This window comes from Telluria sp. BA11 (assembly GCF_056680305.1).
This window is the reverse complement of the sequence record NZ_CM155275.1, coordinates 3872613-3891228: the sequence shown is the minus strand read 5'-3', so window position 1 is coordinate 3891228 and position 18616 is coordinate 3872613. Positions and strand designations below refer to the sequence as shown.

The 18616-nt window shown below is 63.6% G+C and carries 13 protein-coding genes; 1 reads left to right on the top strand and 12 read right to left on the bottom strand.

Annotated features, from left to right (window positions below; all coding sequences use genetic code 11):
* Positions 1-11 precede the first annotated feature (11 nt).
* The 9 genes from nusA to AC1MGT_RS17035 form a co-directional block, all read right to left on the bottom strand.
* The gene (nusA, locus tag AC1MGT_RS17075) at positions 12-1577 is read right to left on the bottom strand and encodes a transcription termination factor NusA (RefSeq protein ID WP_183549475.1); all 1566 of its coding nucleotides are present in this window, start codon (positions 1575-1577) and stop codon (positions 12-14) included.
* On the bottom strand, positions 1574-2062 hold the full coding sequence (rimP, locus tag AC1MGT_RS17070; protein WP_183549472.1) for a ribosome maturation factor RimP: 489 nt from the start codon (positions 2060-2062) through the stop codon (positions 1574-1576). Before rimP ends, nusA begins: the two co-directional genes overlap by 4 nt.
* A 248-nt stretch (positions 2063-2310) precedes the next feature.
* The gene (gene rluB, locus AC1MGT_RS17065; RefSeq protein WP_499504306.1) at positions 2311-4401 is read right to left on the bottom strand and encodes a 23S rRNA pseudouridine(2605) synthase RluB; all 2091 of its coding nucleotides are present in this window, start codon (positions 4399-4401) and stop codon (positions 2311-2313) included.
* Positions 4388-5122, bottom strand: a complete 735-nt coding sequence (gene scpB, locus AC1MGT_RS17060; protein ID WP_499501169.1) for an SMC-Scp complex subunit ScpB — start codon at positions 5120-5122, stop codon at positions 4388-4390. The genes rluB and scpB overlap by 14 nt, the downstream gene beginning before the upstream one ends.
* Before the next feature lie 419 nt (positions 5123-5541).
* A complete protein-coding gene (locus tag AC1MGT_RS17055; RefSeq protein ID WP_499501168.1) occupies positions 5542-6549 on the bottom strand; it encodes a glucokinase in 1008 nt (335 codons plus the stop codon).
* 184 nt (positions 6550-6733) lie between these two features.
* Positions 6734-7678, bottom strand: a complete 945-nt coding sequence (locus tag AC1MGT_RS17050) for a VTT domain-containing protein (protein ID WP_499501167.1) — start codon at positions 7676-7678, stop codon at positions 6734-6736.
* Between the two features lie 108 nt (positions 7679-7786).
* Positions 7787-9478, bottom strand: a complete 1692-nt coding sequence (locus tag AC1MGT_RS17045) for an ABC transporter ATP-binding protein (protein ID WP_499501166.1) — start codon at positions 9476-9478, stop codon at positions 7787-7789.
* Entirely contained in the window at positions 9475-10491 is a 1017-nt protein-coding gene (locus AC1MGT_RS17040) for an ABC transporter permease (protein ID WP_499504305.1), read from the bottom strand. Before AC1MGT_RS17040 ends, AC1MGT_RS17045 begins: the two co-directional genes overlap by 4 nt.
* Positions 10491-11429 carry an ABC transporter permease gene (locus tag AC1MGT_RS17035; RefSeq protein WP_499501165.1) on the bottom strand — a complete coding sequence of 313 codons (939 nt, stop codon included), beginning with the start codon at positions 11427-11429 and terminating at the stop codon, positions 10491-10493. Before AC1MGT_RS17035 ends, AC1MGT_RS17040 begins: the two co-directional genes overlap by 1 nt.
* Positions 11430-12012: 583 nt before the next feature.
* Between AC1MGT_RS17035 and AC1MGT_RS17030 the strand changes: the two genes are divergently transcribed.
* Positions 12013-14844 carry a TonB-dependent receptor domain-containing protein gene (locus tag AC1MGT_RS17030; protein ID WP_499501164.1) on the top strand — a complete coding sequence of 944 codons (2832 nt, stop codon included), beginning with the start codon at positions 12013-12015 and terminating at the stop codon, positions 14842-14844.
* A gap of 61 nt (positions 14845-14905) precedes the next feature.
* On the opposite strand, the gene aroG is transcribed toward AC1MGT_RS17030, so the two are convergent.
* From aroG to AC1MGT_RS17015, 3 genes are all read right to left on the bottom strand, one after another.
* A complete protein-coding gene (gene aroG / locus AC1MGT_RS17025) occupies positions 14906-15964 on the bottom strand; it encodes a 3-deoxy-7-phosphoheptulonate synthase AroG (protein WP_258836360.1) in 1059 nt (352 codons plus the stop codon).
* Between the two features lie 302 nt (positions 15965-16266).
* Entirely contained in the window at positions 16267-17727 is a 1461-nt protein-coding gene (gene tldD / locus AC1MGT_RS17020) for a metalloprotease TldD (protein WP_258836361.1), read from the bottom strand.
* A 90-nt stretch (positions 17728-17817) separates the two neighbouring features.
* Positions 17818-18615 (bottom strand): carbon-nitrogen hydrolase family protein, encoded by a 798-nt coding sequence (locus tag AC1MGT_RS17015; RefSeq protein ID WP_499501163.1) that lies wholly within the window; start codon positions 18613-18615, stop codon positions 17818-17820.
* Between the last annotated feature and the right edge of the window lies 1 nt (position 18616).

Here is an 18616-nt window from a genome sequence, read left to right as displayed (position 1 = left end):
TAAAGATTTGCTCAAGCTTTGGCCGTTTCAGCCAGGCTCCAGGCTTTCGCCTGCAGTGCTTTCGCCCGGTCGTCGTACTTGCCATCGACCAGCTTCATCTCGTCGTCGGTCACATCATTAAATTCACTCTTGATCAGGTCGCGGGCACGTTCCGACGGCAGCGCCAGGATGGCGCCAAACTCGTCATAGGCCAGTGCCGCGAATGCGTCGACCGTCTTGATACCAGCCAGGCCAAGCTTGCCGGCAACGGTACGGTCCATGCCTTCCAGATTGACCAGAGCTTCTTCCATGCCTTCGAGGCCTTCTTCGGAAGCAATCGCCTCGGTGACCAGCGCATCGCGTGCACGGGTACGGAGTTCGTTGACAGTGTCTTCGTCGAACGATTCAATTTCCAGCATTTCGGAAATTGGCACATACGCGATTTCTTCCAGGCTCGAGAAGCCTTCTTCCACCAGGATGTCGGCCACTTCCTGGTCGACGTCCAGTTTTTGCATGAACAGCGCGCGGATGGCCGCCGATTCCTGCTCCACCTTGTTGGCCGATTCCTCGGCCGTCATGATGTTGATCTTCCAGCCGGTCAGCTCGGACGCCAGGCGCACGTTCTGGCCCGAACGGCCGATCGCGATGGCCAGGTTTTCTTCGTCCACGACGACATCCATCGCGTGCTTTTCTTCGTCGACCACGATCGACGAGACATTCGCCGGCGCCAGGGCGCCAATGACGAACTGCGCCGGGTCGTCGGACCACAGCACGATGTCGACACGCTCGCCACCCAGTTCGCCGGTCACGGCCTGGACGCGCGAACCGCGCATCCCGACGCAGGTACCGATCGGGTCGATGCGCTTGTCGGCCGTGAACACGGCGATCTTGGCGCGCACGCCGGCATCGCGGGCAGCGGACTTAATCTGCAGCAGGCCCTGCTCGATCTCTGGTACTTCGAGTTCGAACAGCTTCATGATGAAATCAGGCGCGGTGCGCGACAGGATCACCTGCGGGCCACGCATATTGCGGTCCACACGCAGGATGAAAGCGCGCACACGGTCGCCGATACGCAGGTTCTCTTTCGGGATCATCTGGTCACGCGGCAGGCGTGCTTCGATCTTGCCCGATTCGACAATCGCGTCGCCGCGTTCCATGCGCTTGATGGTGCCGGTGACGAGCGAATCGCCACGTTCCAGGAAGTCTTGCAGGATCTGCTCGCGTTCGGCATCGCGCACGCGCTGCAGCACGACCTGCTTGGTGTCCTGGGCAAAGCGACGACCGAAGTCGACCGATTCAATCGGCTCTTCGATGTATTCGTCGACTTCAATGTCCGAGATCTGCTCTTTGGCTTCAAAGTGCAGGATTTCCTGGTCAGGCAGCTGCAGGCCGGCTTCGTCGGGAACGACGTGCCAGCGGCGGAAAGTCTCGAATTCGCCGGTGTCACGGTCGATTGACACGCGAATGTCGACTTCGCCTTCATAACGCTTCTTCGTGGCCTGTGCCAGCGCGAACTCGAGCGCTCCGAAAACGACTTCCTTGTCGACGTTCTTTTCGCGCGCAAGCGCATCCACCAGTAACAAAATTTCGCGACTCATGCTTTGCGACTCCTAAAATCCACCTGCGGCACTAAACGTGCCTTATCCAATTCGGCCAGCGTAAATTCCATCAACGCCGGGCCATCTTTACTGTCAAATTCCAAGCCGACCTTGTCGTTCTCGACGCCGCGCAGGATACCGGTGAACGTCTTGCGGTTATCACTGCCCGGCACCGCGACACGCAGCTTGACCGTGCACTCAAGGCCGGCAAAGCGCGCGAAATCGGCGAGGGTTCGTACCGGGCGATCGAGGCCCGGCGACGAAATTTCGAGTCGTTCGTAATCGACGTTTTCCACGGTGAAGACATGCGACAGCTGGTGACTCACCTTGGCGCAATCCTCGACCGTGATCGGGCCCTTTTCGTCCGCGTCGGCAGCCGGAAAATCGATATACACACGCAGGATCCCGCGGTCGCCTCGTTCCACGTCGACGAGTTCATAACCGAGACCACTGACTGTCGTGGCGATTAAATCAAACTGCTGCACGGCACTTCTCCAGGGCTTCTAAAACGATTTACCAAAAAAAAAAATGGGCATCTGCCCATCTTTTTGTCATTACACCCCAATCAAAATATGACGCTTACACCGGATGCACGCTGAACAACACGTCGGGAAGGTCTTCGATTAGGCTGCAAATTATACTGCTTTTCGGCGTGCCTCGCAATCCGCACGCCAAAATGAGCAGCTATACAACAGTTAGCAGACTGCCATCGGCAGTCCGCACTGAATTGGGCTTAGCCGCGACGGCCGCGGCGTGGTGCCGCATGCTCGGCGCCGCCACGCGGACCCTGGCCGCCACCCGCACCGCCACGGCGTGCGCCGCCGCCGGTGTTGGCAAAACCGAACGTGGTCTGCAACGGATCGGGCTGGCGTGGACGGCTGCTGGCGCCAGCGCCACCCGTCTTGCCGCCCTGCCCGCCGCCGAAACCGGCGCCGCGGCCCTTGCCGCCACCCTGGCCACCCGGACGGCCGCCGGCTGGCTTGTTGCCAGGCACCGGACCATTCAGGATACCCTGGCCGCGGGTGCTGCCCACGCGCGTTGCCTGCGGACCGAACGGATCGACATTGCGATTGGCGTCGGCGCGGTCGATGCGGTTGCCATCGCTGCGGTCGTTGCCACGCTCATCGTCGCCGCCGGCGCTGCGCACGTTGCCGCGCTCAGGACCGCGAGTGTTGCCACGTTCGTTGCCACGCTCACCGCCACGCTCATTACCGCGCTCGCTGTCACGCGCACCATTCGGACGCGGACCCTTGCCCGGCTTGCCGCCCGACTTGGCGTTTTTCTCCGGTGCCGCTTTTTTCTCGACACCGAAGGCCGTCATCAGCGAACGGACATCGTTTTCTTCGAATTCTTCCCAGCGACCGCGCTTGAGGCCACTTGGCAGGGTCATCGCGCCGTAACGGGTACGGATCAGGCGCGAGACGGTCAGGCCGACCGCCTCGAACATGCGGCGCACTTCGCGGTTACGGCCTTCGCCGATGACCACGCGGTACCAGCGGTTGATGCCTTCGCCGCCGCCGTTCTGGATTTTGGAGAATGCCGCCTTGCCGTCGTCGAGGTCGACGCCGGCCAGCAGCTTCTGGCGCATGCCTTCCTCAAGCTCGCCCAGCGTGCGCACCGCGTATTCACGGTCGATATTATAACGCGGGTGCATCAGGCGGTTGGCCAGGTCACCCGACGTGGTGAACAGCAGCAGGCCTTCGGTATTGAAGTCGAGGCGGCCAACGGCCAGCCACTTGCCTGCCTTCATCGACGGCAGACGATCGAACACCGATGGACGGCCTTCCGGATCGTCATGGCTGACGATTTCGCCGGCCGGTTTGTGGTACACCAGCACGCGCGGTGGCTTGCTGCTCACGCGGCGCTGGATCAGCTTGCCGTTGATGCGCACGGCATCGGTCGGCAGGATGCGCTGGCCGATGTGGGCCGGCTCGCCATTGACCGACACGCGGCCGGCAACGATCAGGTCTTCCATGTCGCGGCGCGAACCCAGGCCCGCTTCGGCCAGCACCTTGTGCAGCTTCGGCGCGTCGTCGTCGGCAGTCAGGTCGCGGCGCACGGCCTTGACCGGCGCATTGCGGCGGGCGCCGTCGTTGGCGTCGAAATCGTCCGACGTGACGAACGAGAACACATTGTCGGCCTCGTCCATTGGCTGCGGTTTGCCGCCGGGCTTGCCCGGCTTGCCATTACGGCCGATCTGCTTGACCGGTTGGCCCTGGCGACCGGCGCCCTGCACCGGACGATTGCTCTGCTGGTTGCGCATGCCCGGCTTTTGCTGGCCACGGCCGCGGCCTTGTGGCGCGCCGTCGACGGCAGCAGCAGCCTCGGCGCCAGCACCTTCAGCCGGCGCGTCGCCTTCTGGCGCAGCGTCCGCCGCAGCAACGGCAGGGGCTGCCAGCTGCTCGAGCGCTTCGCGTTCGGCGCGCTTTTCGCGCATCTGACGGGGACCGCGCGGCTTCGGTGCAGGTGCAGCCTCGGCGCCGTCGGCGGCCGGCGCTGCGGCCAGCTCTTCCTTGGCGGCCTGGACTTCTTTCGCGGCCTTCATCGCGCGTGGTTTACGCACTTTCGCGGCTGGCGCGTCGGCAGCTGGTGCATCACCAGCCAACTCGGCAGCGACTGGCGCGGCGGCGCCGGATTCACTGGCGACGGCGACCTTGCGCGTGCGCTTTGCCTTGACCGGCGCTTCCACGGCGGCGTCGACCGGCGCGGACCCGGCAGCAGCAGCCTCGGCGGCAATCATGGCCTTGGTGCGGCGCTTTGGCTTGGCGACGGCGGTCTCGGCTGCGTCGACAGGCTTGTTTTCGGTTGGTTCAGTTGGGTTCATCATTCGTATCTTTATTGTGCTGACCCGCCTCGGCAATTCCGTCGTCTGTCAGGTCTGGTATCGACACTTCAATCGGTGAAGTGTCCGGATGTAAGACGGGCGCGCCGGCGTCCGCCTTCTCAAAATTGTCGTTCAGTGCTGCTTCCAGTGCTTCCAGGCTGCGTGCATCCGGCCCCTCGGCCAACGCCTGCAGCGGCGGCAGTTGCGACAGCGACGCCAGGCCCAGGTCATCCAGGAACTGGCGCGTCGTGCCCAGCAGCGCCGGGCGCCCTACGACTTCACGGTGGCCGAGCACGTCGATCCAGCCGCGGTCTTCGAGCATCTTGATCGTCTGCGAATTGACCGCCACGCCGCGAATTTCTTCGATATCGCCGCGCGTGACCGGCTGGCGATAGGCAATGATGGCCAGCGTTTCCAGCGTCGCCCGCGAATACTTCGGCGGCTTCTCGGGCGACAGCCGGTCGAGATACGGCTTCATTTCGGGACGGCTCTGGAAACGCCAGCCCGAGGCCAGGCTGACGATCTCGATGCCGCGGCCATCCCAGTCCTGGCGGAGTTCTTCCAGCAAAATCTTGATCGTATCGGCGCCAACGCCGGCGCCCTGGCTGCGACCGCTCGCATCGACGTCGGCGAACAGCTTTTTCATGCCGTGGATCGACATTGGCTCGCGGGCGCACAGCAAGGCGGTTTCGAGGACGCGCTTGGCCTCGTCAGTATTCATAGTGCGATGTCGTCAATCCACAAACAGTAGCGGTAGCAGAAACAGAATCCGCGCAACAGAATCAGGGCAAACACGGTTAGCGTCCGGCGACCACGCAACGAGCGGCGCCGGCGCATGGGCGGCTAGCCTGCTGTTTGCGATCTGCTGCCTGATACTGGAATCCGTGGGTCCGGGGCTGATGCGCCGGACAGTCTATTACACGAAGGGCAAGGAACCCGTCGCGGGCAACCTGCCTCTGAGTGTTGATGCTCGTTGGGAAACGCGGCGCATCGGCGCACTCGCCATGTTCGGGAGGCGCCGGGGAGCGGCCTGTGCGGCACGCGGAGGGACGACGACGTTTCTTGCAACTGGCGGCCATTGTACCCGATAAAACCGCGTAGTGGACAAGCGACCATCCACGCGGCGGGTAGCTAGTAGCGTCAGTCTGACAGTTTTTCCGACAAAATCGCAGACACACCAACAAAAGCCGGGTATTCAGCGGTGATGACGTAGGTCGGCACGGCCGTCAGGTAATGGACGAAGCGCCCTTTTTGTTCGAAGCGGCGGCGGAACGACGAGCGGTCAAAGCGCGCACCCAGGCGCGGAACGATGCCGCCACCAATATAGATACCACCCTGCGCGCCGAGCGTGACGGCCAGGTTGCCGGCCACGGTGCCGAGCATGCCGCAGAATGCCTCGAGCACGTCGTCACACAGCGGGCATTCGCCCGACAGCGCGCGGCGCGAAATCTCGGCGGCGCTGAGACGCTCGTTAGGGCTGCCCGCGCGATCGGCCAGCGCGCGGTAGATGAGTTCGACGCCGGCGCCGGACAGGAAACGCTCGAACGAGACATGGTCGTATTCGCGCCAGGCAAATTGCAGGATCGCGATTTCGTCATCGTTGATCGGCGCGAAGCTCACGTGCCCGCCTTCGCTACGCAATGCCGTCCACGAGCTGGCGCACGGGATCAGGCCCGACACGCCCAGGCCGGTGCCGGCGCCGATCAGGCCCAGCGCCGTGTCCGGCTGGGGCACGCCACCGCCAACCTGGCGCTTGTGCTCGCCCAGATGCGGCAGCGAACGGGCCAGTGCCGAAAAGTCATTCACCACCAGCAGGATCTCGAAGCCGCATTCGATCCGCAATGCCTCGGTCGAAAATTCCCAGTGGTGGTTGGTCATGCGCACATAGTCACCCGTGACCGGATTGGCAATCGCCAGCGCCGCATGCCGGATCGGGCTGGCCGTCAGCGCCTGGACGGTCGAACCGGCCAGATAGGTGCGCATCGCATCGCCCAGCGTCGCATAGGCCGCGCACGGCAGAATCTCGACGCCCTCGAGCTGCCCGGGACCACGCTCGATCGCGAAACGACAATTGGTGCCGCCGATATCGGCCAGCAGGCGGGGGCCGCCAGCATGCAGGTGGGAAATCTCGTTCATGGACAGGGACATGGAAGCGGTCATTGCGAGCACAGTGGAGGCGAAGCCGCAAGCTTACTAAATATTTTGCCTCCAAGACAAGAACTATCTGTAGTTTTGCTACAGACAATGGTATGTGTCAGGGCTTACTCACGTGAAAACAGGCTTGATCACCGTAATTGCACTACGCCGCACGCGCTGCTGCGCGCAGCCCCGATCAGCAGGGCGCCGGATCGAGCGAGGACGGGGTATCACCACGCCCGTTCCAGGCATCGAGCCCGCCCTTGAGCGCGCGCACGCGGCGAAAGCCGTTGGCAGCGAACTGGTGTGCGACCTGGGCGGCCGTCACGTCATCGGGACAACTGCAGTAGACCACAATCTGGCGCTCGCGGTCGAGCGACGCCATTAATTTGCCCGGCTCGCACGCGCGGAAAATGAGCGCGCCGGGAATAGGCGCTTCGAGATCCTGCGCCGTCAGGCTACGCGCATCGATGAGCACCGGTTGTTCGCCGCTGTCGATCAGCGCCAGCAATTCGGCCATCTCGATGCGCTCGGCGCCACTGCGCGAACGGTGCCGGCGCCGCTCGGCATACTTGAAGGCGATAAACAGGCCCAGTGCGCTGGCGACAACGACCAGCGCCGTGCTGCCCATCGTCGACAGGAGATCGAGAACGTCGTCGACGCTGTCGTGGAACCAGGCGCCCAGCAGAATGCCAACGCCGCTCCACAGCGCCGCGCCAGTGACGGCGTACAGCAGGAAGGGCTTCGGGGCCACGCCCATCGCGCCCGACAACGGCGCGGCGATGGTATTGAAGCCGGGGACAAACTTGGATACCAGCAGCGACTTGACGCCGAACCGGCTGAAGCGGTCTTCGGTCTGGTTGACGCATGAATCGGGGGACAGGGAAATCTTGCACAGCAGCCGCAGGATGCGCTTGCCATAGAAGCGCCCGGCGCGGAACCAGAACACATCGCAGATCAGGCAGGCGGTGATCGCGGCCAGCCAGACGAGCTGCCAGCTGACGTCGGCCTCGACCGACAGCGCGCCGGCCACGATCAGGATCGGGTAGGCGGGAATGGGCAAGCCAAACTGCTCGACGAGAACAATGCCGAACACGATCAGCACGCCATAGACTTGAATGAGTTCGACTAACTGGGGCATCTTCACAGTGTACGTGAATTGCAGTCGCACCACAGGAATGCGACCTGTTTCGGCAGCCTGTTTGGCATATTCGCAACGGTCTTTTGCGGCATCGACAACGACCCGTAGTTACACCCCGCGCGGAATCGCCGCCAGCAGCGACTTCGTGTACGGATGCTGCGGGTTGCGGTACAGCACATCGGCATCGGCTACCTCCACCACGCCGCCGTTCTGCATCACCATGACCTGGTCGGAGATGTACTTCACCACCGACAGGTCATGCGAAATGAAGATATAGCTCAGGCCAAATTCGTCCTGCAAATCCTGCAGCAGGTTCAGCACCTGGGCCTGGACCGACACGTCCAGTGCCGAGACGGATTCGTCGCAGACGAGGATCTCGGGCCGCATCGTCAGGCAGCGCGCGATCGCGATGCGCTGGCGCTGCCCGCCCGAGAATTCATGGGGATAGCGCCCGTAGGCCGCGTCCGGCAAGCCGACGCGCCCCAGCAGGGTGCGCGCCAGCGCAGCGCGCTCGGCCTCGTGCGCGCCGATTCCGTGGATGCGCATCGGTTCGAGCAGGATCTGGCCGACCGTGAAGCGCGGATTGAGCGAGGCATACGGATTCTGGAAAATGATCTGGATGCGCTGCTTGTAGGGCTGGAATTCGCGGTCGGACATGGCCACCAGATCGCGCCCTTCGAACAGCGCCGAGCCGCCCGTCGCGCGGTGCAGCCGCAACAGCGTCAGGCCCACCGTCGTCTTGCCCGAGCCCGATTCACCGACCACGCCCAGCGTCTTGCCGCGCGCCAGCGTGAACGACACATCCTTCACCGCCTTGAATTCGCGCTTGCCGAACAGGCCCTCGCGCGTCCAGAAGCTCTTCGCCAGGTTTTTCACCACCAGCAGCGGCGCATCGTCGGGGTTCGTGCCGCGTACGCGCTGCGGCAACTGCGCGCCAGGCAGCACGCGCCCCGCCAGGTAATCGTCGATCACCGGCAGGCGCAGCGGACGCGCATCAAGGGATGGCCGGCAATGCAGCAGGGCCCGGGTATAGGCGTCCTGCGGCGCGCCGAACACCTGCGGGGCGGCGCCCTCCTCGCGCACCTCGCCGTGGCGCATCACGATGACACGATCGGCGATCTCGCCCACCAGCCCCAGGTCGTGCGTGATGAACAGCACGGCCATGCGCCGCTCGCGCTGCAGGCGCGCGATCAGGTCCATGATCTGTTTCTGGATCGTCACGTCGAGCGCCGTGGTCGGCTCGTCGGCGATCAGCAATCGGGGCTCGCAGGCAATGGCCATCGCGATCATCACGCGCTGCTGCTGGCCGCCTGACAGGTGGCCCGGGTAGGCATCGATCTTGCGCGCCGGATCGGGAATGCCCACTTCAGCCAGCAACTCGAGCGTGCGCGCACGCGCCGCGCGCTTGTCCATGCCCAAGTGCTGGCGCAGCACTTCGCCGATCTGGAACCCCACCGTAAACACCGGATTGAGCGAGGACATCGGCTCCTGAAAAATCATCGCGATATCTTTGCCGCACAAGGCGCGCCGCGCGGCCAGCGGCAGGCCCAGCAGCTCGCGGCCCGCGAACGCGATGCGCGAGGCCGGATCGACGATCGTCGTCTCGGGCGGCAGCAGCCCCATCACGGCCAGCGAACTGACCGACTTGCCGCTGCCCGATTCGCCCACCAGCGCCACCGTGCTGTTGTCCGGCACATCGAACGAGACGCCTTTCAGCGCGGCGCTGGTGCGGTGCTTGTCGACCCGGAACGCGATGCGCAGGTCGCGCACGCTCAGCAAAGGCATGGTTTCGTGGGTCATTTGATCTTGGGGTCGAGCGCATCGCGCAAGGCGTCGGCAAACAGCGAAAAACTGGTGACCAGCACCGCCATGGCGCCGGCAGCGGCCGCCAGTTGCCACCACTTGCCGAGGATGAGTTCATTCTGCGCTTCGTTGAGCATGCTGCCCCACGAGACGGTGCCTACCGGCACGCCGAAGCCCAGGAACGACAGGATCACTTCGGCCTTGATGAAGCCGACCACGAGGATCGACATCTGCACCAGCGCCACGTGCGACACGTTCGGCAGGATATGCCCGAACATGCGCTGCCAGTTCGACGCGCCGATGGCATTGGCCGCCATCACGTATTCGCGCGCGCTGTGCTTGATGTACTCGGCGCGCATCAGGCGAAACGGTCCCGTCCAGCCGGTCAGGCCCAGGATCAGTACGATGGTCGTCACGCCCTTTTGCTGCAGCACGGCGGCCACGGTCAGGATCATCAGGATCGATGGAATCGACGTGAAGATGCTGTAGAACCAGTTGAACAGGTCGTCGACCCAGCCACCGAAGAACCCGGCAACGGCGCCAAACAGCGTGCCCAGCGTGACAGCCAAGAGCGCCGCGACCAGGCCGACGACGATCGACGTCTCACCGCCCTTGATCGTTTTCCTGACGATGTCGTGGCCCCATTTATCGGCGCCAAACAGCAGCGTCGTGCGCTTGGCCACCGGCGGATGCGTTGCCGCCACCTGGGCCTGCAACGCTGCCAGTTCGGCCGCGAGCGGATCGAACGCATTCGGCGGCGTGGCGCGTGGCAGTTGCGCCTGCGCCAGAGCGCGCGCCGTCGCATCGGCGCCGACAAAGCTCGGCGGCGCGTAATTGACGGCCACTTCCTCTTCCCAGTCGGCGGCCACCAGGCCTGTGCTCGAGAGCAGCACCAGCAGCAGGAAGCCGGCCACGACGGCAAGCGCTGCCATCGCCACGCGGTCCGCCCGCAGGCGGCGCCAGGCCAGCGTCCACAGGCCGGCTGAATCGTCGGATGTCTGCATCGTCATCATCGGAATTGCACGCGCGGATCGACGGCGCGGTACAGCAGGTCGGCCAGCAGGTTGAACACCATCGTCGCCGCGGCCACGTAGACCGTGATCGCCTTGATCACCGGGAAGTCGCTGCGTTCAACGGCAAGAATGACTTCGCGCCCGATGCCGGGGATGCCGAAGAAACGTTCGAGAAGAAACGCCCCGATCAGCAGCGCCGGCAGGTTCGCCATCACGTGCGTGATGATGGGAATGGCGGCATTGCGCAGCACGTGTACCCAGACGATGCGGCGCTCGCTCAAGCCCTTGGCGCGCGCCGTGCGCACGTAGTCCTGCCCCACTTCGTCGAGCACGAAGCTGCGGTACAGGCGCAGCGTCGGCGCGATCGAAACGGCCAGACCAATGATGATCGGCAGCAGCGCGTAGTGCAGCAGATTCTCGCCCAGGCTACTGCCCCAGCCCTGCACGGGAAACAGGCCCAGCTGGTAAGCAAACACGTACTGGAACACCGAGATATACACGAGGATCGAGATCGACATGCCCACCGTGCAGGCAATCATCACGGCGCGGTCGGTCAGCGAGCCGCGCACGAAGGCGATGCCCAGCGCCAGCGCAATGCCGAAGAACACTTCGAGCACCGTGAGCGGAATCAGGACAGTGAGCGATGGCCCCAGGCGGCTGGTGATGATCTGCGCCACCGGTTCGCCCGTGCTCCAGGCATTGCCGAAGTCGAACGTGAGGATTTGCTGGATGAAGATCCACAGCTGCACCGGGTATGGCTGGTCAGTGCCCAGCTGGCGCCGGATGTTCTCGATGGCGTTCGCATCGGCCATCTTGCCGGCCAGCAGATAGGCCGGATCGCCACCGACCCAGTTGAACAGCACGAACACCAGCAGCACGACGCCCGCCATGGTCGGCAACATTTGCCACAGGCGCCGGACGATATAAGCAAGCATGACACTCCCGAACCGGGACCAGGCAAACGTGCCATTCCCCGCGAAATTCACCAACCCGATACAGGCGTTGCGAACCCGACACGATAGCGCATATCGGCGTGGGCTGACAGAGGCAGGATGTCATGGGGTGATAGACATGGGTTATCCAACGTACTGACGTTTGTGACATGAAAACGGCAACAACAGCGTGTTGTCGGTGGTTCTGCATACATACGCATAAACGGCAATATCTGCCAATCACATGCTATATCACCGCATTAAATACCGAACAAACTATATTTTCCTTCATATATTCCACATATTATTTTTCATGTCGGAATCATGACTAGCACCAAAATGCATACTTGTACAGACTAGTCGTTGCGCAGTTGTATTTTTGATTCGTAAAGACTTTATACGTTGACACTACCTTACTGGAAATGTTTTTATTGCCAGGTAGTAAAAATTCGACGCTGCTATTCGCGGTGGCAATCCAATGACATTACTGCAGGCGACATCCGCTCTGCAGGTCTTACCTGGGAAAATCGACATGATGGTTGAAACAGTGTTATCTCGATCGGTTCGACTGATCTGTGCAGGCGGCATGGTCGTCGCGTTCTCGGCGGCCCACGCCCAGGACACGGCGCCTGCCACAGGCGAACCTCAGCGCGTGGAAGTGACCGGTTCACGCATCGCCACGGCCAACCTGGAAAGCATCAGCCCGGTTACCGTCGTCAACGCCAAGGACATCAAGCTCGAAGGTGTGCGTTCGGTCGAGAGCCTGCTGAACAACCTGCCCCAGGTCTTCGCCGACCAGGGTGGCTCGGTCTCGAACGGCTCGACCGGCACCGCGACTGTCAACCTGCGCAACTTCGGCGCCGATCGCACCCTGGTGCTGGTCAATGGTCGCCGCCTGCCAGCAGGCAGCCCGCGCAATCCGGCCGCCGACCTGAACCAGATCCCGGTGGGCCTGGTCAAGCGCGTCGAAGTGCTGACGGGCGGCGCCGGCGCCATCTACGGCTCCGACGCCGTGGCCGGCGTGGTCAACTTCATCATGGACGACAACTTCCAGGGCGTCCAGATCGACAGCAACTACCAGTTCTACAACCACCAGCAAAACGGCGGGCCTGCGGCCGATGCCGCCACGCGCCGCAATTTTGCGCTGCCGGGCGACAAGAGCGCCGACGCCAAGGTCAAGGACATCAGCCTGACGATGGGTGGCAACTTCGCCGACGGCCGCGGCAATGCCGTGGTGTTCCTGGGCTACAAGAAGGAAGACCCGCTGCTGCAATCGGAGCGTGACTTCACGGCGTGCTCGCTGGGCGGCTCCACCACGGGCGACACGTTCAACTGCGGCGGCTCCGGCACCAGCTTCCCGGGTCGCTTCCTGGTGGGCACGCGCAGCTTCACCGTGGCCGATGCGAACGGCGGCGTGCGTCCTTATATCGGCGCAAACGATGCCTACAACTTCGGTCCGCTGAACTATTTCCGCCGTCCGTCCGAGCGCTATACGTTCAGCTCGTTCACGCACTACGACATCAACGACAAGACCCGCGTCTACGGCGAAGCCAGCTTCCACGATGACAGCACTGTCGCCCAGATCGCGCCGTCCGGCCTGTTCGGCCTCGACGCTTCCGGCGCCAATGCAATCACCTTCGAGAACCCGCTGCTGTCGAATGCCTGGCGCCAGACGCTGGGCCTGAACGCGCCGGGCGACACGGCCGATCTGGTCATCTTCCGCCGCAACGTCGAAGGCGGTGGCCGCCGCGACGACCTGAACCACACGTCCTACCGCGGCGTGGTCGGCGTCAAGGGCGATGTCGGCAACTGGAAGTACGACGTCTTCGCGCAGGTGGGCAAGGTCCGCTACGCCGAAACCTACTTCAACGACTTCTCGGTGGCGCGCAGCGCGCGGGCACTGGACGTCGTCCCCGGCGCCAACGGCGCACCGGTCTGCCGCAGCACGCTGAACGGCATCGATCCGAACTGCGTGCCCTACAATATCTGGAGCCTCGGCGGCATCACCAAGGAAGCACTGACCTACCTGCAAACCCCGGGCTTCCAGCGCGGCAGCACGTCGCAAACCGTGCAAGGCGTCAACCTGTCGACCGACCTGGGCGAATACGGTCTGAAGCTCCCTACCAGCACCGAAGGCATCGGCCTGGCGCTCGGCTGGGAACACCGCACCGAAAAACTGTCGCTGGACAACGATGCAGCCTTCGAATCGGGCGATCTGGCTGGCCAGGGCGGCCCGACCAAGAACGTGAGCGGCCAGTTCAGCGTGCGTGACTATTACGCCGAAACCCGTATCCCGATCCTGCAGAAGCAGCCGTTCGCTGATCAGCTCAACGTCACCGCCAGCTATCGCAAATCGGATTATTCGACCGGCCAGAAGACCAGCTCGTATGGTGCAGGCATCGAATGGGCACCGATCAAGGAAGCGAAGTTCCGCTTCAGCTATCAGCGCGCCGCACGCGCCGCCAACGTGGTCGAACTGTACACGCCGGCCGGCCTGGGCCTGTACGACATGTCGTCCGACCCATGCGCGGGCGAGACCCCGACCGCTTCCCTGGCCCAGTGCGCACGCACCGGCGTCACGGCTGCCCAGTACGGCAACATCGTCGATTCGCCAGCCCAGCAGTACAACCAGATCACCGGCGGCAACACGAACCTGGCGCCGGAGGAATCCGACTCGTACACGCTGGGCCTGGTGCTGACCCCGACGCGCAACACGTCGGTCACCATCGACGCTTTCGACATGAAGGTCAATGGCATCATCGGCGGCTTGCCGGCAACGACCAGCCTCGAGAGCTGCCTGGCAACGGGCGACCCGACGTTCTGCTCGCTGATCACGCGTGACCGTCTGGGTACCCTGTGGGCGCTGGAAACCGCGCAGATCGTCGCCACCAACCAGAACCTGGGCATGGCGTCGACCAAGGGCGTTGACCTGGGCGCGAACTGGAACACCAAGCTGGGCGCCTGGGGCAGCCTGAACCTGTCGTTGATGGGTACCTACCTGAAAGAGTTCAAGCAGCAGGACTTGCCGGGCGGCGATACGCGTGACTGCGCCGGCCTGCACGGTCCTACCTGCGGCGTGCCGCTGCCAAAATGGCGTCACAAGGTGCGCGCTGTCTGGGGCACCCCGTGGAATGGCGTGGAACTGGGCGCGACCTGGCGCTATGTACGCGGTGTCGATCTGGACACCGAATCGGAACCAGCAGATGCAAGCCTTGGCGCACGCAACTACCTGGATCTGGTCGGCAGCTGGCAGATCAACCGTAACTTCACCCTGCGCGCCGGCATGAACAACGCGCTGGACAAGGATCCACCGCTGTCGGGCGTGGTCGCTGCGGTCTTCGGCAACGGCAATACCTACCCACAGGTGTATGACGCGATGGGCCGTCATATCTTCCTGAACCTGACCGCCAAGTTCTGATCCCGGCGAGCAGATAGAATAACGGCGCACCTCGGTGCGCCGTTTTTTTATGCGTGCTTGATTACTCCTGGCGCAGGCGGCGCTGGCGCACCGCCGCTGCCAGACCGTCCAGCACCTGCAGGCTGCTGTCCCAGTCGATGCAGCCATCGGTTACCGACTGGCCATACGTCAGCTCCTTGCCCGGCACCAGATCCTGACGCCCACCCACCAGGTTCGATTCGATCATCACGCCCACGATACGATCGTCGCCGGCCGCGATCTGCGTGGCGATATCGGCGCACACGGGCACCTGGTTCTCGGGCTTCTTGGAACTGTTGGCATGCGACGCGTCGATCATCAGGCGGCTGGCCAGGCCCAGCGCGGCGATCTGGCGGCAGGCTTCGTCGACGCTGGCGGCGTCGTAGTTCGGCGCTTTGCCGCCACGCAGGATGATGTGGCAATCCTCGTTGCCCGAGGTCGACACGATGGCCGAGTGGCCGCCCTTGGTCACCGATAAAAAGTGGTGCGGCTGTGACGCGGCCTTGATCGCCTCGGTCGCGATCTTGATATTGCCGTCGGTGCCGTTCTTGAAACCGACCGGGCACGACAGGCCGGACGCCAGCTCGCGGTGCACCTGCGACTCGGTCGTGCGCGCGCCGATGGCGCCCCAGCTGATCAGGTCAGCGATGTACTGCGGGCTGATCACGTCGAGGAATTCGGTGCCGGCCGGCAGGCCCATCTCGTTGATGTCGCGCAGCAGCTCGCGCGCCATGCGCAGGCCATCATTGATGCGGAAGCTGTTGTCCATATACGGGTCGTTGATCAGGCCTTTCCAGCCCACCGTCGTGCGGGGCTTTTCAAAGTAGACCCGCATCACGATCTCGAGTTCACCGGCAAAGCGGCGGCGCTGTTCGACCAGCCGGCGCGCGTACTCGATCGCGGCCTTCGGGTCGTGGATCGAGCATGGCCCGATCACCACCATCAGGCGGTCGTCCTGGCCGTGCAGGATGCGGTGCAGGTCGACGCGCGCGCCGGCCGCGGTCTGCTCGGCCGCCGGGGTGACGGGGTACTCGCGGATCAGGTGCGAGGGTGGCGTCAATTCTTTCATTTCACGGATGCGTAGGTCGTCGGTGCGGGGCATGCTGGACTCTCTTTCGTGCTCGGTTGAGTTGGTTTTATACCGTCTGAAAATAAAAAAACCGCCATTGCTGGCGGTTTGTCTGGATGCTGCCGGGACTTTTACTGCGCGTACCCGCTGCTGTTCCACCGCCTGAGGCTGGAATGGCTAAAGTAAAAAAAGCGGGTAAAGAAAGCGTGGCGCATGATGTCGTCCGTGTTTGGTCAATTGACTATAGCAACAACCCGCAAAACTTGGCAAGCCCTTTATCCGTCGATGACGGCTTGTACAGACAGCTTGTTACCGGATACCACAGCACTACAGGCTCAAGCCGTGCCGCCGACCGTCACGCCATCGATGCGCAGGGTCGGCTGGCCCACGCCCACCGGCACGCTCTGGCCTTCCTTGCCGCACACGCCCACGCCCGAATCCAGGCGCATGTCGTTGCCGATCATCGAGATGCGGTTCATGACCTCAGGACCATTGCCGATCAGCGTGGCGCCCTTCACCGGGTACGTCACCTTGCCGTCTTCGATCATGTACGCCTCGCTGGCGGAAAACACGAACTTGCCGTTCGTGATGTCGACCTGGCCGCCGCCGAAGTTCACCGCATACAGGCCGTTCTTGACCGAGGCCAGGATTTCCTGCGGGTCCTTGTCGCCGGCGAGCATATAAGTATTGGTCATGCGCGGCATCGGCAGATGCGCGAACGATTCGCGGCGCGCGTTGCCGGTGACGGGCATCTTCATCAGGCGCGCGTTCATCGTGTCCTGGATATAGCCTTTCAGGATGCCGTCCTCGATCAGCGTCGTGCACTGGGTCGGATTGCCTTCGTCGTCGACATTGAGCGAGCCGCGGCGGTCCTGCAGCGTGCCGTCATCGACGATGGTGACGCCCTTGGCCGCCACGCGCTCGCCGATCATGCCGGCATACGATGACGAACCCTTGCGGTTGAAGTCGCCCTCGAGGCCATGGCCGACCGCTTCGTGCAGCAGCACGCCGGGCCAGCCCGGGCCCAGCACGATCGTCATCGGACCGGCCGGTGCCGGCCGTGCTTCCAGGTTCACGCAGGCTGCCTTGACGGCATCGGTCGCATAGCGATCCAGCACCTCGTCGGTAAAGTAGCCATAGTCGAAGCGCCCGCCGCCGCCGGACGAACCGACTTCACGCCGCCCGTTCTGCTCGGCGATGACAGTGACCGACACGCGCACCAGCGGCCGGATATCGGCCGCCAGCACGCCGTCGCTGCGCAGTACCAGGACGACATCGTATTCGCCGGCCAGGCCCGCCATCACCTGCACCACACGCGGGTCTTTCGCGCGCGCCATCTTTTCGACGCGCTCGAGCAGCGTCACCTTGGCCGTCGCATCGAGCGAGGCCAGCGGATCGTTGGGCAGGTACAGCGAGCGTCCGCCGCTGTGCTGGGTGCTGCGCGCGATCTTGATGCGCCCGGCGCCCTGGCGCCCGATCGTGCGCGTGGCAGCGGCGGCGTCCAGCAGCGCCTGTTCGGAAATCTCGTCGGAATACGCAAACGCCGTCTTTTCACCCGACACGGCGCGCACGCCAACGCCCTGGTCAATCGAGAAGCTGCCGCTCTTGACGATGCCTTCTTCGAGGCTCCAGCCTTCGCTCTTGGTGAACTGGAAGTACAGGTCGGCATAGTCGACCTTGTGCGTGAACATCGTCCCCAGCGCGCGCAGCAGCTTGTCTTCGTCCAGGCCGAATGGCGTCAGGAGGACGTCGCGGGCAACAGCGATGGAGGACAGGTTCGGTTCGAATGGCGTCATTGTGGGTCGATTCATGCGTTCGGTTGGAGCGGGCATTGTGCCATATCCCGTTTATTCGCATCGCTGCGCCCGGTACAGGCGACGCCGGTTTTACATCTTCCGGTGCCGCAGCGCCGGCAGGCTGTCGCGCACTCCCAGCAGGAAGACGGGATCGAGCTCGCCCGCAATCACGCCCTCGCCTTCCGGCAGCACCGCCTTGACCTCGCCCCACGGGTCGACCAGCATGCTGTGGCCCCAGGTGCGGCGGCCATTCACATGCATGCCGCCCTGGGCCGCGGCCAGCACATAGCACTGGTTCTCGATGGCGCGCGCGCGCAGCAGCACTTCCCAGTGCGCGCGGCCGGTGGTGTAGGTAAAGGCGGCCGGCACGATGATCAGTGCGCATTCGCCCATCGCGCGGTACAGCTCGGGAAAGCGCAGGTCGTAGCACACCGACAATCCGACGCGGCCGAACGGCGCATCGAACACGCCCACCGTATCGCCCGGCACGATGGTACGGGCCTCGTCGTACGATTCGGTGCCCTTGTTGAAGCCGAACAGGTGGATCTTGTCGTAGCGGCTCATCGACACGCCCTGCGGGTCGTACACGAGCGTGGTGTTGAGCACCTTGCCCGCGCTCGGCGAGACGATCGGCAGCGTGCCGCCCACCAGCCAGATGCCGTGCTCGCGCGCCAGTTCGGCCATGCATGCCTGGATCGGGCCGGCGCCCGGGTCTTCGGCCAGCGCCACCTTGTCGACATCGGTCATGCCCATGATCGGCCAGTACTCGGGCAAGGCCACGAGCGTGGCGCCCTTCCCGGCCGCTTCGGCCACGAGGCGGCGTACGGTGACCAGGTTGTCTTCAAGATTAGGAGTGGAAACCATCTGGATCGCGGCTACGGTCGTCATG

Bases quoted from the DNA above. Each gene is read 5' to 3' on its own strand.
- scpB (WP_499501169.1), bottom strand. From the start codon at position 5,122: ATGAATACTGACGAGGCCAAGCGCGTCCTCGAAACCGCCTTGCTGTGC.
- AC1MGT_RS17055 (WP_499501168.1), bottom strand. From the start codon at position 6,549: ATGTCCCTGTCCATGAACGAGATTTCCCACCTGCATGCTGGCGGCCCC.
- AC1MGT_RS17045 (WP_499501166.1), bottom strand. From the start codon at position 9,478: ATGACCCACGAAACCATGCCTTTGCTGAGCGTGCGCGACCTGCGCATC.
- AC1MGT_RS17030 (WP_499501164.1), top strand. From the start codon at position 12,013: ATGGTCGTCGCGTTCTCGGCGGCCCACGCCCAGGACACGGCGCCTGCC.
- AC1MGT_RS17035 (WP_499501165.1), bottom strand. From the start codon at position 11,429: ATGCTTGCTTATATCGTCCGGCGCCTGTGGCAAATGTTGCCGACCATG.
- AC1MGT_RS17050 (WP_499501167.1), bottom strand. From the start codon at position 7,678: ATGCCCCAGTTAGTCGAACTCATTCAAGTCTATGGCGTGCTGATCGTG.
- nusA (WP_183549475.1), bottom strand. From the start codon at position 1,577: ATGAGTCGCGAAATTTTGTTACTGGTGGATGCGCTTGCGCGCGAAAAG.
- rluB (WP_499504306.1), bottom strand. From the start codon at position 4,401: ATGAACCCAACTGAACCAACCGAAAACAAGCCTGTCGACGCAGCCGAG.
- AC1MGT_RS17040 (WP_499504305.1), bottom strand. From the start codon at position 10,491: ATGACGATGCAGACATCCGACGATTCAGCCGGCCTGTGGACGCTGGCC.
- tldD (WP_258836361.1), bottom strand. From the start codon at position 17,727: ATGACGCCATTCGAACCGAACCTGTCCTCCATCGCTGTTGCCCGCGAC.
- AC1MGT_RS17015 (WP_499501163.1), bottom strand. From the start codon at position 18,615: ATGACGACCGTAGCCGCGATCCAGATGGTTTCCACTCCTAATCTTGAA.
- aroG (WP_258836360.1), bottom strand. From the start codon at position 15,964: ATGCCCCGCACCGACGACCTACGCATCCGTGAAATGAAAGAATTGACG.